This is a genomic window from Streptomyces sp. NBC_01463 (assembly GCA_036227345.1).
Lineage (GTDB): Bacteria > Actinomycetota > Actinomycetes > Streptomycetales > Streptomycetaceae > Streptomyces.
This window is the reverse complement of record CP109468.1, coordinates 4,659,864-4,675,163: the sequence shown is the minus strand read 5'-3', so window position 1 is coordinate 4,675,163 and position 15,300 is coordinate 4,659,864. Positions and strand designations below refer to the sequence as shown.

The window sequence follows — 15,300 nt, the reverse complement described above, 5'->3', positions numbered from 1 at the left end:
GTCACGTCCTCCTACTCTGCCCTCCATGGACAAGGGACCGGAGCCGAGCCTCCTCAACGTCGTCGACATCGAGGCGACCTGCTGGGAGGGGCAGCCGCCGCCCGGCGCGGTGAGCGAGATCATCGAGATCGGGCTGACGGTCGTCGATCTGCGGGCCCGCGAGCGTCTGGCCCGCCACCGCGTCCTGGTCCGGCCGGCCCGGTCGGCGGTCAGCGCCTTCTGCACCGGACTGACCGGGCTCACCCAGGCGGAGGTGGAGACCGGCCTCCCCTTCGCGGACGCCTGCCGTCTGCTGGCCGCCGAGCACGCGGCCGGCGCCCGCCCCTGGGCCAGCTGGGGCGACTACGACCGCAAGCAGTTCACCCACCAGTGCCTGGCGACCGGCACTCCCTACCCCTTCGGCCACCGCCACACCAACGCCAAGATCCCCTTCACCGCCACGCACGGCCTGCGCAAGCGCCCCGGCATGGCGCAGGCCCTCCGGTTCGCGGATCTCCCGCTGGAGGGCCGCCACCACAGCGGCGCGGACGACGCGTGGAACATCGCGGCCCTGATCCTGGATCTCGTGGCCCGCGGCGGATGGCCGTCCCCGGACGCTCCCTAGAGGGCCGGGACCGGGCCCCCCATCGCCTCCCGCACCTCCGCCAGGGTCGCGTCGGCATGGGCGTTCGCTCGCTCGTTGCCGGCGCGCAGCACGGCCCGTACGTACCCCATGTCCCGTGCGTACTCAGCCCGTCGGGCCCGCAGCGGCGCCATCCGGCTGTTGACCGCGTCGGTCACCGTCCGCTTCAGCACCGCCGCGCCCCCGCCGCCGATCTCCTCGGCCACGGTGTGCGGGTCCCGGCCGAGACAGAGCGCGGCGAGCAGGACCAGACCGGACACCCCGGGCCGCCCCTCGGGGTCGTACGTGATGTGCCGCTCGGCGTCCGTCACCGCCCCCTTGACCAGCCGCGCCGTCGTGTCCTCGTCGGCGCTCAGGGCGATGGAGTTGGCACGGCTCTTGCTCATCTTGGTGCCGTCGGTGCCGAGCAGCTGCGGCGCGGCGGAGAGCAGCGCCTCGGGTTCCGGGAAGACGGGCCCGTACCGCTCGTTGAACCGCCGGGCCACGGTCCGGGCCACTTCGAGGTGGGGCAGCTGGTCCTGGCCGACCGGCACCAGATTGCCCTTGCAGAACAGGATGTCGGCCGCCTGGTGGACCGGATAGGTGAACATCAGACCGCTGACGGACGCCTGCCGGGAGTGCGCGATCTCGTCCTTGACCGTGGGGTTGCGGCCCAGCTCGGCGACGGAGACCAGGCTCAGGAACGGCAGCAGCAACTGGTTGAGCGCGGGAACGGCACTGTGGTTGAAGATCACCGATCGGTCCGGGTCGATGCCGACGGCCAGATAGTCCAGCAGCAGCCCCTCGACGGTCGCGGTGAGCCGCTCGGCGACGTCTCTGTCGGTCAGCACCTGGTAGTCGGGAATGACGATGAACGTCTCCACCCCGAGGTCCTGGAGGCGTACCCGGTTGTGGAGGGTGCCGAAGTAGTGCCCGAGATGGAGCGCCCCGGTGGGCCGGTCACCGCTCAGGACACGGAAGCTGCCGGGGTCCCGGCGGATCCGCTCGTCGAGGGTGGCGGGGGCGCTGAGTGCGGTGGTCATGGGGGTCTCTCCTCGCGATGGTGTGTGCGTGGAGGACGACCCCGCCGGGCCCGACCGGAAGAGGGCGGAGAAAAAGGGCCGTCCGTGGCGAACGGCCCTGGTCCCGCGCTGAGGAGGTGGCCGCTCCTAGGAGGAGCGCCACCAGTTCCGGCACGGTACGGAGGTCATGGACCGAGCGTAGCCGAGGAGGTGAACCGGGTCGCGGGAATTCCCGGCGCCGTCGCCGCGGACACACGGATCGGCTGACGGCCCGGGCCAGGACTTCGGGACGTACGCCTGCCGGGCGGTCTCGCCCTGCCCGGGCCCATCAGCGGTCCGTGACCCGGGGGTGCCCGGTGCCCGTCACCGCACGGCCATCACCCGCAAGGGGGACAGCCCCGCCGGGCTCCCGGCTCCCCCCATGGTGATGAAGTGCGGACATAACCCGACCGGGTTCTACTGAGTTGTCATGAGCGAGGCGGGCGGGAAGAAGGCGGCGCTGGGACGGCCCACGCCTGCCGATGTGTCGGCCGGGCTGGTCACGGGACTCTTCTCGATCCCCGAGGGCATGGCCTACGCGGCGATCGGCGGATTCAACCCGGTCACCGGCATCTACGCGGGCGTCGTGCCGACGATCCTGGGGTCGTTCTTCGCCCGTACCGTGCTGATGGTCACGACCCTCACCTCCGCCATCGCCCTGACTTCGCAGAGCGTGCTGTCCGGGGCGCACCTGGACCCCAAGGACGCGGGGAACATCGCCACCGTCGCCGTGCTCGCGGGGCTGATCATGGTGGTGCTGGGGCTGCTGAAGCTCGGTGCGGTGATGAGCTTCGTCTCCAACGCCGTGATGACCGGCTTCTCGACCGGGATCGCGCTCCAGATCATCACCGGTTCGCTCGACGACGCCACCGGCTACAAGCCCGACGGGCACAACCGCCTCACCCAGTTGGCCGACTGGGTGGTCCACGCCGGCGACTGGAAGCTCACCACCACCCTGACGGCCCTGGTGACGGTCGCCGTGTGGGCGCTCGTCAGGCTGGTCAAGCGGCTGGAGCCGGTGGCGATCCTGGTCGCCCTGGTCGCCGTCAGTCTCGGCGTCGGGCTGCTCTCCGTCGATGTGGAGCTGGCCCGGGACATCGCGCACATCCCGGCGGCGCTGCCGCACTTCACCGCCCCGGACCTGTCCGCCGTCGGTTCGCTGCTGCCCGGGGCCTTCGCGGTCGCGCTCGTCGCCCTGGCCCAGGCGGCGTCGATCGGTCCGACGGTCCGCAACCCGGACGGCTCCAAGTCCTCGGTCGACGGGGACTTCGTCGCCCAGGGGATCGGCAACATCGGCGGCGGGCTGTTCGGCGCGCTGCCCGCCGGCGGTTCCATGTCCCGGACCGGGGTCGCCGTCAGCGCGGGCGCGCGCACCCGGTGGGCGGGCATCTTCGCGGGGGTGTGGCTGGCGCTGCTGGTGCTGACGCTCGGCTCGCTCGCCGAGCGGATCCCGATGCCGGTCATCGGCGGCCTGATCATCGTGATCGGCTGCGAGCTCATCCGGGGCCGCCGCAAGGACATCCTGCTGGTGCTGCGCACGTCGTGGCTGTCGGCCGCCGCGATGACCGTCACGTTCGTCGCCACCACCCAGCTGCCCCTCCAGCAGGCCATCGTGATCGGGGCGCTGCTCTCACTGCTGCTGTACTGCGTGCAGGCGGCCCGGCAGAGCGGACTGCGCGGGCTCGAACCCGGCGCCGGGCCCGGGAGCTGGCGGTTCACCGATCCGCCCTCGCGGGTCGGGCCCGGCGAGGTGCGTGTCCTCTTCTACGCGGGGACGAGCCTCTTCGCCGAGGCGCCCCGGATCGACGCCCAGTGGCCCGACGTCTCGCAGGCGCGCGGCTCCGCCGTGGTGCTGGCGCTGCGCACCACGCCCGAGGTGCCCTCCTCCGCGGTGGTCAAGCTGCTCAGCCGGTACGCCGACGAGCTGGACGCCCATGGCGGGCGGCTCTATCTGGCGGGGGTGCAGCCGACGCTGCTGGCGGTGCTGCGCCGGACCGGCCTCACCGCCGAGCTGGGCGACGACCGGGTGGTGCCCGCCCGCGAGGAGATCTTCGGGGCCCAGCGCGAGGCCATCGAGCGGGCCAACCGCTGGGTGGAGGAGCAGCGCGGGCGGGGTCCGGTGGCGGCGGAATAGGGAGGAGGGGTGCTCCGTTGTAGGGTGTGTTCAGATAGTTCAACGTTCAACCACCTGAAGCGATCACCTGGAGGCGGGCGCCATGCAGTTCGGGATCTTCACCGTCGGAGACGTCACCACCGACCCGACGACCGGCACGACGCCGAGCGAGCACGAGCGGATCAAGGCCACCGTCGCCATCGCACGGAAGGCCGAGGAGGTCGGCCTCGACGTCTTCGCGACCGGCGAGCACCACAACCCGCCGTTCGTCCCCTCCTCGCCGACGACCACCCTCGGCTACATCGCCGCCCGCACCGAGCGCATCATCCTGTCCACCTCGACGACCCTGATCACCACCAACGACCCGGTGAAGATCGCCGAGGACTACGCCACGCTCCAGCACCTCGCCGACGGCCGCGTCGACCTGATGATGGGCCGCGGCAACACCGGACCGGTCTACCCCTGGTTCGGCAAGGACATCCGCCAGGGCATCCCGCTCGCCGTCGAGAACTACGCCCTGCTGCACCGGCTGTGGCGTGAGGACGTCGTCGACTGGGAGGGGAAGTTCCGTACGCCGCTCCAGTCCTTCACCGCGACCCCGCGACCGCTGGACGGCGTACCGCCGTTCGTCTGGCACGGCTCCATCCGCTCCCCGGAGATCGCCGAGCAGGCCGCGTACTACGGCGACGGCTTCTTCCACAACAACATCTTCTGGCCCATCGAGCACACGAAGAAGATGGTGGCGCTCTACCGGCAGCGCTACGCCCACTACGGGCACGGCACCGCCGAGCAGGCCATCGTGGGCCTCGGCGGCCAGGTGTTCATGCGGAAGAACTCGCAGGACGCGGTACGGGAGTTCCGCCCGTACTTCGACAACGCGCCGGTCTACGGGCACGGGCCGTCGATGGAGGACTTCACCCGGCAGACCCCGCTGACCGTCGGCTCCCCGCAGGAGGTCATCGAGCGCACGCTGTCCTTCCGGGACGCCGTCGGCGACTACCAGCGCCAGTTGTTCCTGATGGACCACGCGGGACTGCCGCTCAAGACCGTCCTGGAGCAGCTCGACATCCTCGGCGAGGAGGTCGTGCCGGTGCTGCGCAAGGAGTTCGCCAGCCTGCGGCCGGCCGGGGTCCCCGAGTCCGCGCCGCTGCACCCGGCGGCCGTCGCCGCCGCCGCCGCTGTCACGAAGGAGAGCTGACACCGTGTTCGCCACCGAACCGCTGAGGATCGTCGCCGTCTCGGCCGGCCTGAGCAGCCCCTCGTCGACCAGGCTGCTGGCCGACCGGCTGGCGGCGGCCACCCGGGAACGGCTGGAGGCGGAGCAGGACCGTGCCGTCGAGGTCCGGGTGATCGAACTGCGTGACCTGGCCGTCGACATCGCCGGCAACCTGGTCTCCGGCTTCCCGTCGGCCACGCTGGCGGAGGCGATCGGCGCGGTGGCGGGGGCCGACGGGCTGATCGCCGTCACCCCGGTCTTCACCGCCTCCTACAGCGGACTGTTCAAGTCGTTCTTCGACCTCGTCGAGAACACCGCGCTGACCGGCAAGCCCGTCGTCGTCGCGGCGACCGGCGGCACCGCCCGGCACTCGCTGGTGCTGGAGCACGCGATGCGTCCGCTCTTCGCCTATCTGAGGGCCGTGACCCTGCCGACGTCGGTGTACGCCGCGTCGGAGGACTGGGGCTCGTCGGGCGACGAGTACACCGAGGGACTGCCGGCCCGCATCCGGCGCGCGGGCGGCGAGCTCGCACACGCGGTCGCGGGCGGCCGGGCGGTCTCCGGCGCGTCCAGGGCCCTCGGCCTGGACGACGAAGTGATCCCCTTCGAGCAGCAGCTGGCCGATCTCCGCATCGACTGACCGCCCGGCCCGGAGACGATGCTTTCGTCCGGTTTGACTACAGTTGTACGAGAAGGTGCGTTGTACGGGCATCCCGTGCGACGCACCCGTACGAGCGGGCCGAACCGAGCTGGAGGCAGAGATGGGCAGGATCGTGGTGGGCGTGGACGGCTCCGAGTCGTCGATCAAGGCGCTGCACTGGGCCGTACGCCAGGCGGAGCTGACCGGTGACACGGTGGAGGCCGTCAACAGCTGGGAGTACCCCGCCACCAGCTGGGCGTCCATGATGCCGGGCATGCCGGAGGACTTCGACCCGCAGGCCCTGGCCACGGTGTCGCTCACCGAGGCGCTGGAGGAGGCCCTGGGCGCCTCGGGCGCCGCCGCCGTCAGCAAGATCGTGGTGATCGGCAACCCGGCGCAGGCCCTGCTCGACCGCGCCCAGGGCGCGAATCTGCTGGTCGTGGGCGCACGCGGGTTCAGCGGCTTCAAGGCCACCCTGCTGGGCTCGGTCAGCCTGCACGTCACCCAGCACGCGCCGTGTCCGGTGACCGTGGTGCGCGACTGACGACGGGCGGGCCCGCGCCTCCTCGCTCCGGACCGGACCGAGGACGCGCGGGCCCGCCCCGTCCGTCACAGCTCCACGACGTCCGCGACCGCGCAGGCCACGTTGTCGGGCGCGCCCGCCGCCCCGGCCAGCGCAACCAGCTCGCGCACCGCCGTGCCGGGGCCGTCCGCCGCGGCGAGCACCCGGGCCAGGTCCGTACCCTCGACGACCGCCGACAGCCCGTCCGAGCAGAGCAGATAGCGGTCGCCGGGCCGGGCGTCGCGGACGTCCAGATCGGGGCCTGAGCCGTACGGACCGCCGCCGGCCAGGACCTTGAGCAGCATCGCCCGCTGCGGGTGCGAGAACGCCTCCTCCTCGGTCAGCGAACCGTCGTCGATCATCGACTGGACCAGGCTGTGGTCGTGCGTGATCCGGAACAGCTCGCCGTCGCGCAGCAGATACGCCCGCGAGTCCCCGATGTGCACCAGGCCCAGCTGCGATCCCGTCCACACCATCGCGGTCAGCGTCGTCCCCGACTCCTGGGGCTCCCCGCCGCCGCTCGCCGCGACCGCGTCCCGCACCGCCCGCGCGGCCTGTTCCGCCGCGTCGTGCAGCCTGTTCAGCAGCTCCCCGGCCGGCACCCCGCCCAGCGCGACCGGCTTCAGCGCCTCGATGGCCGCGGTGCTCGCCCCCGCGCCGCCCGCGCCGAAGCCGTCGGCGACCGCGAGCAGCCGGGCCCCGGCGTAGGCCGCGTCCTGGTTGGTCTCCCGTACCGCACCGGCGTCGGTGCCCGCCGCGTACCGGATTCCGAGCGTTCCCACCTGTGTCATGACATCCTCCGTCGACAACTGGTCGATGAGGAAGGCCGCGAGGTCGCGCCGGGCCGCCGTCTCGGCCTCGACCTGCGCCCAGTACGCCCGGATCTCCGCCGCCGCCGCGCCGGGTTCCAGCGCGATCACCCGCGTGATCCGGGCGAGCGGCATCCCGATGCGGCGGAGCCAGGCCACCAGCCGGGCCGTCCGCGCCTGCGCCGGGTCGTAGTACCGGTAGCCGTTCACCGGATCGACCAGGGCGGGCGCCAGCAGACCGAGCTCGTCGTAGCGGCGCAGCGCCTTGGCGGACAGCCGGGACAGCCGGGCGAACGCCCCGATCGTCACCAGTCCCGCACCGGGCGCGCGCCCCTGGCCCTCGTCCGTCACCTCACGCCTCCTCATACCGGGCGGGTTCCGTTCCCTCCCGGCACACGCGATCCTTGGCCTTCCCCCATGGAGAAGGTCAAGGATCGCTCACGGAGGCGGTCCGGGACGCGGCGCCCGGCTCAGTCCTCCCGGGTGTAGAAGGTGTAGAACGCGGCCAGCAGCATGCCCGCGCCGGTCAGCAGTCCGAGGACCGAGGCGGCCAGCACGCTCTTGCCGGACAGGCTGTAGAGGAAGCCGACCGAACCACCGAACAGCGCGCCGTACGCGACCGCCCTGAGCTCGCGCGGCAGGCTCTTCTGCACCCGGCCCAGACCGAAGCAGAGCGCCGCGAGCACGGCGCCGGAGACGAGTCCGAGCGCCAGCTGCGTGCCGGTGAGCACACCGCCGCCGCGGACGATGGAGGTCGCGTACCAGCCGAGGATCACGCCGAGCGTGACGGGAACGGCCCAGCTGAGCGTCGAGTGGCGCTGAGCACGCGCGCGCGTTCCGCGTGCCTGCACCGAAGCATGTGCGGCCATGGCAGAGAGCTCCTTCCGTCGCCCCCGCTTTCCTCCAGAGCACACCCGGCCGGGCCGCCCGGCAACTCGGATGGGCTACGGCCCGGAGCGCGCCGCCGTCATCCGGGATTCCCTGGTGGGGTGCGGACCTACTTCTCGGCGGCTCTCTCGGCGGTGCTCCTGGTGCTGCTCGCCGTCCTGGTGCCGCTGAGCGCGCTCTCCGCCTGGGTCGACCTGGAGATCGACGACACGGACCGGTACGTGGCCGCGGTGGCGCCGCTCGCCTCCGACGCCGATGTGCAGAACACCGTGGCCGATCTGATCACCGACGAGGCGATGAAGCAGATCGACGTGGGCCCGCTCCAGGACACCGTCCGCGACTTCCTCCACCAGGCCGTGCAGTCCTTCACCACCACGGCCGCGTTCCAGGACGCCTGGAACGCGGCCAACCGCACCGCCCACGAGGCCGTGACGGCGGCACTGGACGGGGAGAGCGGCGAGAGCGTCACCATCGACCTGGCGCCGGTGACGGAGAAGGTGAAGCAGAACCTGGTGGACAACGGGGTGCCGTTCGCCGACCAGATCCCCGTCCAGCACACCGACATCCAGATCATCTCCGCCGACCGCGCCGACCAGCTGCGCCAGAGCTTCCGCTGGCTCCGCGCCGCCAGTGTGTGGCCGGCCGTCGGCACGCTCGTGTTCGCGCTCCTCGCCGTCGTCGTGGCCTGGGTGCGCGGCGGACCGGGCCGCCGCGGCTCCGCGCTGGCCGCACTGGCCGCGACCGCCGTCGCCGGGGCCGGTTTCGCGCTCGGCGCGCTGGTGCTGCGCGGAGCGGTCGCACTGGCCCGCAACCGGGTGCTGGCCGAGGTGCCGGGCAGCGAGAGGGACGCGGCGGCCGCGGTGTACGACGCGCTGACGGGATCGCTGCGCACCACGGTGTGGATCGTCTTCGGTACGGGCCTCGCGGTGGCCGTGTGCGCGGTGGCGGCACGGATCTGGGCCCAGCGGGTGCTGCCGGTACCGTCCGGCCCATGACGGAACCGCTCCGCCGCTCCGTGCTCTGCTGCGCCGTGCTGCTCCTCGCGCCGGTGAGCCTCGTGATCGGTTTCCGGGCGGCCGGCGCCGACGGCCCCACCCCCGTCCCGCAGGCGCTTGCCTTCCTGCCCTGGCTCCTGGTGCCCGGCGCCGCCGGTCTCGGACTCGCCGCGCTGGCCCGCTGGCGCGGCGGCCTGGGGTGGGCGGCGGTCGTCCTCGCGCTGACGGTGTGGTTCGTGCGCCCGTACGGTCCCGGCGCCACGGGCGCGCACGGTCCGGTGCTGGCCCGGCTGGACGTCCTCACCTCCAACGTGGAGTTCGGGGAGGCGACGGACGCGCTGATCACCGCCGTCCGCCGGGAACGGCCGGACGTGGTCTTCGTCCAGGAGTGCGACCTCGGGTGCGCGGACGCCCTCGACGCCCGGGTCCCGGCCGCCTCCTACCCGTACCGCGAGGTCGTCCGGCTCGACGGCTCGCTCGGCTCGGCGATCCTCAGCAGGTTCCCGCTGCGCCCGGCGGGCCGGGTCGCCGGTGAGATGGCGATGCCTGGAGCGGTCGCCGTCGTGGCCGGCCGGGAGGTGCGGCTCCAGCTCGCGCACCCCATGCCGCCGGTCCCCGGCGGGGTCGCCCTCTGGCGCCGCGAGCTCGGCCGGATCCGGGACCTCGCCGCATCGGTCCGGGCGGCCCCCGCCGTCGTGGCCGGCGACTTCAACGCCTCCCAGGACCACGCCGCCTTCCGGGCCGTCCTGGACGCGGGCGGCCTCCACGACAGCGCCCGTCTCGCCGGCGCCTCCCGTACGTACTCCTGGCCCGCCGACCGCACCACACCGCTGCGCACCCAGATCGACCATGTGCTGGTCAGCGACGCGTTTTCGGTCCGCTCGGCCCGCTTCCTGCACCTCGCCGCCACCGACCACCGCGCCCTGCTCGTCGCCCTGGAACTGCACGGCGGCGGATGAGACCGGGCCCGTCCGTGCCGACGTGCGGGCGGGGACGCGCCGGGGAAGAGTGGAGGAGGTGACTGCCGGGGGCGACTGGGAGGTCTTCCGTATGCGAGCCATCGCCGTCAGCACGTTCCGGGCCGATCCCGCCCTGGTCGAGGTGCCCAAGCCGGACCCGGACACCGGCGAGGTGCGGGTGAAGATCGAGTACGCCTCCCTCAACCCGCACGACTGGCAGCGCGCTGACGGCGCCGGAGCCGATGCACTCCCCCTCCTCGTCGGCGTGGACTACGCGGGCCGCGTCGACATGATCGGCAGCGGCGACAACCGCTTCCGGGTCGGCGACCACGTCTTCGGCCGGGCCGGCGGACCCGCGGCGGGCCCCGGCACGTACTGCGACTACGTCTGCGTGCCGCAGGACTCCGCCATCGCCCTCGTCCCGCGCGGCCTCCATCCCCGGACCGCGGCCGCGCTGCCGTCCGCCGGCACCGCCGCGGCCCAGATCCTGGAGGCGGTGGCGCTGCGCGGCCACGAGACGCTGCTGGTCGTCGGGGCCGCCGGCGGTGTCGGCAGCTTCCTGACCCAGCTCGCCGCGGCCCGGGACGTCCGCGTGATCGCGGCGGTGCGGGGTGACGAACGGTCCAGGATGGGGTCGTTGGGCGCCACCGCGACACTCGACGTCACGGCGGGACCGGTGGCCGAGGCGATACGGGCGGCCTGCCCGGACGGCGTCGACGCGCTGGCCGACCTGGCCTCCGCGACCCCCGCGGCATTCGCCGCGCACGCCGCGGCGGTCCGGCCGGGCGGCATCGCGCTCTCCACCCTCGGCGTCGCCGCCGGGGCACCGCTCACCGGGGGAGTGCGGGGCATCGACTTCCGCCTCGATCCGAACCCGGTCCTGCTGGAGGTGCTGGCCGCGGGTGCCGCGGAGGGTGTCCTGCGCGTCCTCATCGACATCGAACTCCCCCTGGAGAAGGCCCCGCAGGCCCTAGACCGCAACCGGACCGGCGGGGCGCGCGGCAAGACCGTCATCGTGCTGCGGGAGAACGGCCACTGCTGAGAACGGCGCCGGCCGGACACCGCCGCGGCCGGCGGGCAGCCGCCCTCCGCACCTGCGAGCAGGCCCGACTGCATACGCTGGAGGTCCGGCCGGCCGACGGGCCGCAGGACATCGCAGCTGACCGCTGAGCGGCGGAGGGGGACGCATTGACCGGCACCGAGGCCGACGGACCCGCCCGGTCCACCCTGGCGCACCGGCGGGGCACGCCCCCCGTCTGGCTCCGCTACGGGCTGCGCCCCCAGCCCACCCCCGTCCCCTGGGCCGCCGTCGCCCGCGCCTCCGTGGCACTCGCCGCACCGCTCGCCGTCGGATTCGCCGCCGACCGGCCGGTGTACGGGGCGCTCGCCTCCATGGGCGCCCTGTCCGGCGTGATCGGCGACACCGCCGACGCGTACCGGATGCGCATCCTCAACATCGCCGTGCCACAGCTGTTCGGCGCCCTCGGCATCATGATCGGCACGCTCGTGTACGGCACCGGCTGGGCGGCCGTCGCCGTGCTCACGGCCATCGGTCTCGCCTCCGGGATGATGTCGACGATCGGCGCCGTCGCCTCCGTGTCCGGACTGCTGCTCCTGCTCAACTCCGTGGTCGGCGCCGGACTCCCGATGCCGGACCCGTGGTGGGTGGCACCGCTGCTGCTGACGCTGGGCGGACTGTTCGTCCTCGTCCTGACGCTGCTGGCCTGGCCGTTCAGGCGGAAGCTGCCGGAACGGGTCTCGGTCACCGGCACCTATCTCGCGGTCGCCGACCTGCTCGCCGCCGCGGGCACCGACGCGTACGAGGAGAAGCGACAGGCCGTCACCGACTCCCTCAACACCTCCTACGACCTGATCCTCGCCCGCCGTGCCCGCTACCACGGCCGCAGCGGCGCGATGGTGCGGCTGCTGTCCCAGCTGAACGTCGTCATCCCGCTGGTCGAGGCGGCCCCCGCGGTCCACGTGCGGCGGATCCGGCTCCCCGACGCGATCCCGGCGGCGGTGCGGGACCTGGCCGCCGACGTGGCGGAGACCCGCACCGGCGGCGACGGGCCCGGCCTGCCCGCCCCCGACTCGCCCGCCACCCGGGCGGTCGACAGCGCGCTGCGCCACGCGTTCACGGTCGTCCACAAGGCCGAACCCGATCCGTACAACGTCGACGACCGGCTGGGCCGCCCCGCCGCGCTCGGCGTACGCGTCCGCCGCGCGACCCGCAACGTCCTGTTCTCCGGCCCCTCCTGGCGGTACGGGCTGCGCCTCGCACTCTGCATCGGACTGGCCCAGGCGCTGACCTCACTGATCGACGTACCGCGCTCCTACTGGGTCGCGCTGACCGTCACCTTCGTGCTGAAGCCCGACTTCGGCTCCGTCTTCTCCCGCGGCGTCCTGCGCGCGGTGGGCACGGCCGCGGGGCTCGTCATCGCCGCGCCGGTGCTGGCCGAGGTGCCGCTCGGCTGGTGGGACGTGCCGGTGATGATGCTGCTCGCCGCGCTGATCCCGGCGCTCACGGCGAAGGGCTACGCCTTCCAGACCGCGGCCGTCACCCCGGTCATCCTGCTGCTGTCCGATCTGCTGAACCACCAGGGCGTGCACCTGGTCTGGCCGCGTTTCCTGGACAGCCTGATCGGCTGCGCGATCGTGCTGGTGGCCGGATATCTGCTGTGGCCGGAGAGCTGGCACACCCGGATCGGCCACCGGCTGGCCGACGCGGTGACGGACATCGCGGACTACGTGGCGTACGCGTTCGAGCCGGGCGGCGGAGGCGACCGGGCGGAACGGGTCCGGGCCCGGCGCCGCATCTACCGCGATCTGTCCTCCGTACGCTCCGAGTTCCAGCGCGCCCTGACCGAACCGCCCCCGACCGGCACCCGCGCCGCCGCCTGGTGGCCGCTGGTCGTCGCGGTGGAACGCATCGTGGACGCCACGACCGCGGCCCGGGTCCGCGTCAACCACGGCGCCCAGGAACCGGAACCGGAGGAAGTGGCCGCGGTCCGGGCCCAGCTCCGCGAACTGGCCGACGGACTGCGCGCGAGCGAGGTCCTGGTGGAGGTGCGCGCCGAACTCCCGGGCGACGAGGAGGGCGTACTCGCCCCGCTGCGCCAGGAGGTCGCGGCGGCACGGGCCATCGCCTCACCCGCGCCGTAGTGGTGGGCGGCGCCGGTCCGGCCCCGCGCCCGTCACTCCGCGGCGTCGGGGCCCGCGCCTCGCAGCCGGTCCATCTCGCGCCGGTCCCGCTTCGTCGGCCTTCCCGCGCCCCGGTCGCGTACCGGAATCTGGATCGCGGTCTCGCGCGGCGGCGGGGGCGGGCTGTTGTCGACGAAGCACTCCGCGGCCACCGGCGCCCCGACCCGCTTCTTCACGATCTTCGACACGACGACGACCCGGTCCCGGCCGTCGTGCCGCAGCCGCACCTCGTCGCCGACGCGCAGCGCCTGGGCGGGCTTGGCGCGCTCACCGGCGACCTTCACATGACCCGCGCGGCAGGCGGCGGCCGCCTGCGCGCGGGTCTTCGTGAGCCGGACCGACCAGATCCAGACATCGACCCGAACGCTGCCCGCCGCCTGCGGCGCCTCACCGGAAACCATGGTCCGACTCTAGTCCGGCAGACTCCGGTGCGGCGGGCACGCACGGAACCGGGCACCAGGCACCACGCCTCAGCCTCAGGGATCAGCCGAAGGAGCTGATCACCTCGGCCATCGGGTAGCTGTACACCTCCCGCTTGCACACCCCGCACTTGCTCGGCGCGTGCTCGCTCAGCGACCAGAGCCGCGGCGGGAAGCCGTCACCCCGCCCGTGCGCGAGGTAGAGGTCCTCGGGGCCGAAGGACGTCTGCAGGGTCTTCGTGTTGCCGACGAGCTCGCCGTTCGCCCCGACGGAGGCCTGGAGCAGCCGCCCGTTGTCGTAGGCGTTGCTGCGGTGGAAGTACCACTTGCCCTCGTACCGCATCGCACCCTGGATCTTGTGCCACAGGTCCTCGTCGCCGAACTTCGCGCCGGCCGGCAGGCCGTACGCCTGGTCGGCGCCCGCGGTCGTCCCGGCCGCGCCCTCGACCGCCGCTGTCAGCGCGGTCATCGGGTAGGCGCCGACGCGCCCGGGGCTGCTGCCGCCGTTGTTGGTGTTGCAGTACTCGCCGAGGACCATGTGGTCGGTCCCGGTGCGGTCCAGCGAGATGTACGAGGCCTTCGGCCGGCCGGTGGCGTAGCACTGGTTGCCGCTGGTGGTGCCGGTGTTCTTGGCCGTGGTGAACTTCAGCGTGGCCACCTGCGGCATGACGTAGCGGTAGCCGTATCCGTACCAGACGTTGCTCTGCCGGCCGATCAGCTTCTTGTCCCGGACGTTGCTGACGAGTCCGTCCGGCGTCGGGTCGTCGACCGTGTCGTCGTTGTCGGGGTTGAGGTCCATGATCCTGCGGAGGTCGAAGACCCGCATGCCGTTGGCGGTGTCGGCGACGTACAGGTAGTCGCCGTACCAGACCATGCCGCCCGCGTGTATGCCGTTCTGCGCGGCGCAGCCGGTCACGACGACGGGGTTGCACCGGCCCTCACGCGCGTGGAGGGCGTCGAAGGATATGTGGTCCTTGGAGTTCATGTACGGCCACACCAGCAGCACATGGCGGTACATCCCGGTCGCCCGGTTGAAGAAGGTGACCCGGATGCCCTTCTCGTTGCAGGCGTCCGACGCGGAGCTCCGCAGACAGTCGTCGCGGCCCGCGATGTAGTCGCTGCGCCCCGGGTTCGCCGCGTCGTAACCGCCCACGGCGACCGGCTCGGCGTTCGACGTGCCCCAGTCCTCGTCCTCCTGGGCGTCCGAGACGCCGGAGATGGCCTGCGGCACCCACTCCGAGGACGTGGCGTCGTCGCTCTTCCAGCAGACGCGGTGGCTGACGGTGAGGTCGGGTCCGTAGATGCCGGCGGTCCCGCAGTCGGCAGCCGGCCGGTTGGCCTGTTCCATCAGTTCGGTGAGGCCCTGCTTGGGCAGGCCCGCGTCCAGCCCGGTGACCAGGCCGGACAGGTCCGTGCCCTTGGCCAGCCTGAAGTCGGCGGGACGGCCCGGCACCACGGCGGCCGGGGCGCCCCTGCTCGCACCGGCCGTTCCGGTACCGGCCAAGTCGTCCTGTTCACCCTCGGGTTCGTCGTCGAACCCGTCGTCCGGCATGCCCTCGTGGCCCGGCACGGGGTCGTCCACGGCCGGGACCGACGAGGCCGGCCCGGTCGCGGGGGCCGCGTTCGCGCCCACGGCCGGGGCAAGGCCTGAAAGCATCGCCCCGGCTGCCACGGCACAGGCCACGAGTCGTGTTCGGCGGGATGGGTTCTTCATACGAGAGCCCTTCTTGTCACACAGACGGACAACGGACACCGGTGTGCCTGACTGATCGTCAGACACGTCGGCCGAACACGCTAGTAACGCCGCCGTGCACCTCAGGGCGGATGGGAGAGACC

General features: G+C 72.9%; 14 protein-coding genes. 9 read left to right on the top strand and 5 right to left on the bottom strand.

Annotation, left to right across the window (positions count from 1 at the left end; all coding sequences use genetic code 11):
- Window positions 1-25: 25 nt before the first annotated feature.
- The gene (locus tag OG521_20640; GenBank protein WUW23059.1) at window positions 26-604 is read left to right on the top strand and encodes an exonuclease domain-containing protein; all 579 of its coding nucleotides are present in this window, start codon (window positions 26-28) and stop codon (window positions 602-604) included.
- Here the strand turns inward: OG521_20640 and trpS are convergent.
- Window positions 601-1,644 (bottom strand): tryptophan--tRNA ligase, encoded by a 1,044-nt coding sequence (trpS, locus tag OG521_20635; GenBank protein WUW23058.1) that lies wholly within the window; start codon window positions 1,642-1,644, stop codon window positions 601-603. The two genes, OG521_20640 and trpS, sit on opposite strands and share 4 nt — an antisense overlap.
- 448 nt (window positions 1,645-2,092) lie before the next feature.
- Between trpS and OG521_20630 the strand changes: the two genes are divergently transcribed.
- The 4 genes from OG521_20630 to OG521_20615 all read left to right on the top strand — a co-directional run bounded on the left by OG521_20630 (window position 2,093) and on the right by OG521_20615 (window position 6,175).
- Window positions 2,093-3,796 (top strand): SulP family inorganic anion transporter, encoded by a 1,704-nt coding sequence (locus OG521_20630; protein ID WUW23057.1) that lies wholly within the window; start codon window positions 2,093-2,095, stop codon window positions 3,794-3,796.
- A gap of 82 nt (window positions 3,797-3,878) precedes the next feature.
- Entirely contained in the window at window positions 3,879-4,973 is a 1,095-nt protein-coding gene (locus tag OG521_20625; GenBank protein ID WUW23056.1) for an LLM class flavin-dependent oxidoreductase, read from the top strand.
- Between the two features lie 4 nt (window positions 4,974-4,977).
- A complete protein-coding gene (locus OG521_20620; GenBank protein WUW23055.1) occupies window positions 4,978-5,631 on the top strand; it encodes an FMN reductase in 654 nt (217 codons plus the stop codon).
- A 121-nt stretch (window positions 5,632-5,752) separates the two neighbouring features.
- The gene (locus tag OG521_20615; GenBank protein ID WUW23054.1) at window positions 5,753-6,175 is read left to right on the top strand and encodes a universal stress protein; all 423 of its coding nucleotides are present in this window, start codon (window positions 5,753-5,755) and stop codon (window positions 6,173-6,175) included.
- Window positions 6,176-6,240: 65 nt separating this feature from the next.
- On the opposite strand, the gene OG521_20610 is transcribed toward OG521_20615, so the two are convergent.
- Together OG521_20610 and OG521_20605 are read right to left on the bottom strand one after the other, a co-directional pair.
- On the bottom strand, window positions 6,241-7,368 hold the full coding sequence (locus tag OG521_20610; protein WUW23053.1) for a protein phosphatase 2C domain-containing protein: 1,128 nt from the start codon (window positions 7,366-7,368) through the stop codon (window positions 6,241-6,243).
- A gap of 104 nt (window positions 7,369-7,472) precedes the next feature.
- Window positions 7,473-7,871, bottom strand: coding sequence for a hypothetical protein (locus OG521_20605; GenBank protein WUW23052.1), 399 nt, complete (start codon window positions 7,869-7,871; stop codon window positions 7,473-7,475).
- Between the two features lie 120 nt (window positions 7,872-7,991).
- Here OG521_20605 and OG521_20600 point away from each other — a divergent pair, with 120 nt between their 5' ends.
- The 4 genes from OG521_20600 to OG521_20585 all read left to right on the top strand — a co-directional run bounded on the left by OG521_20600 (window position 7,992) and on the right by OG521_20585 (window position 13,006).
- Complete coding sequence (locus tag OG521_20600; protein WUW23051.1) at window positions 7,992-8,885, top strand: hypothetical protein; 894 nt, start codon at window positions 7,992-7,994, stop codon at window positions 8,883-8,885.
- The gene (locus OG521_20595) at window positions 8,882-9,844 is read left to right on the top strand and encodes an endonuclease/exonuclease/phosphatase family protein (GenBank protein WUW23050.1); all 963 of its coding nucleotides are present in this window, start codon (window positions 8,882-8,884) and stop codon (window positions 9,842-9,844) included. The genes OG521_20600 and OG521_20595 overlap by 4 nt, the downstream gene beginning before the upstream one ends.
- 91 nt (window positions 9,845-9,935) lie before the next feature.
- A complete protein-coding gene (locus OG521_20590; protein WUW26748.1) occupies window positions 9,936-10,886 on the top strand; it encodes an NADP-dependent oxidoreductase in 951 nt (316 codons plus the stop codon).
- Window positions 10,887-11,032: 146 nt separating this feature from the next.
- The gene (locus OG521_20585; GenBank protein WUW23049.1) at window positions 11,033-13,006 is read left to right on the top strand and encodes an FUSC family protein; all 1,974 of its coding nucleotides are present in this window, start codon (window positions 11,033-11,035) and stop codon (window positions 13,004-13,006) included.
- A gap of 32 nt (window positions 13,007-13,038) precedes the next feature.
- On the opposite strand, the gene OG521_20580 is transcribed toward OG521_20585, so the two are convergent.
- Both OG521_20580 and OG521_20575 read right to left on the bottom strand, forming a co-directional pair.
- Complete coding sequence (locus tag OG521_20580) at window positions 13,039-13,446, bottom strand: S4 domain-containing protein (GenBank protein WUW23048.1); 408 nt, start codon at window positions 13,444-13,446, stop codon at window positions 13,039-13,041.
- Between the two features lie 82 nt (window positions 13,447-13,528).
- A complete protein-coding gene (locus OG521_20575; GenBank protein WUW23047.1) occupies window positions 13,529-15,121 on the bottom strand; it encodes a hypothetical protein in 1,593 nt (530 codons plus the stop codon).
- Between the last annotated feature and the right edge of the window lie 179 nt (window positions 15,122-15,300).

Coding starts and splice junctions, on each gene's coding strand:
- OG521_20640 (WUW23059.1), top strand. CDS start 26: ATGGACAAGGGACCGGAGCCGAGCCTCCTCAACGTCGTCGACATCGAG.
- trpS (WUW23058.1), bottom strand. CDS start 1,644: ATGACCACCGCACTCAGCGCCCCCGCCACCCTCGACGAGCGGATCCGC.
- OG521_20630 (WUW23057.1), top strand. CDS start 2,093: ATGAGCGAGGCGGGCGGGAAGAAGGCGGCGCTGGGACGGCCCACGCCT.
- OG521_20625 (WUW23056.1), top strand. CDS start 3,879: ATGCAGTTCGGGATCTTCACCGTCGGAGACGTCACCACCGACCCGACG.
- OG521_20615 (WUW23054.1), top strand. CDS start 5,753: ATGGGCAGGATCGTGGTGGGCGTGGACGGCTCCGAGTCGTCGATCAAG.
- OG521_20610 (WUW23053.1), bottom strand. CDS start 7,368: ATGAGGAGGCGTGAGGTGACGGACGAGGGCCAGGGGCGCGCGCCCGGT.
- OG521_20605 (WUW23052.1), bottom strand. CDS start 7,871: ATGGCCGCACATGCTTCGGTGCAGGCACGCGGAACGCGCGCGCGTGCT.
- OG521_20595 (WUW23050.1), top strand. CDS start 8,882: ATGACGGAACCGCTCCGCCGCTCCGTGCTCTGCTGCGCCGTGCTGCTC.
- OG521_20590 (WUW26748.1), top strand. CDS start 9,936: ATGCGAGCCATCGCCGTCAGCACGTTCCGGGCCGATCCCGCCCTGGTC.
- OG521_20580 (WUW23048.1), bottom strand. CDS start 13,446: ATGGTTTCCGGTGAGGCGCCGCAGGCGGCGGGCAGCGTTCGGGTCGAT.
- OG521_20575 (WUW23047.1), bottom strand. CDS start 15,121: ATGCTTTCAGGCCTTGCCCCGGCCGTGGGCGCGAACGCGGCCCCCGCG.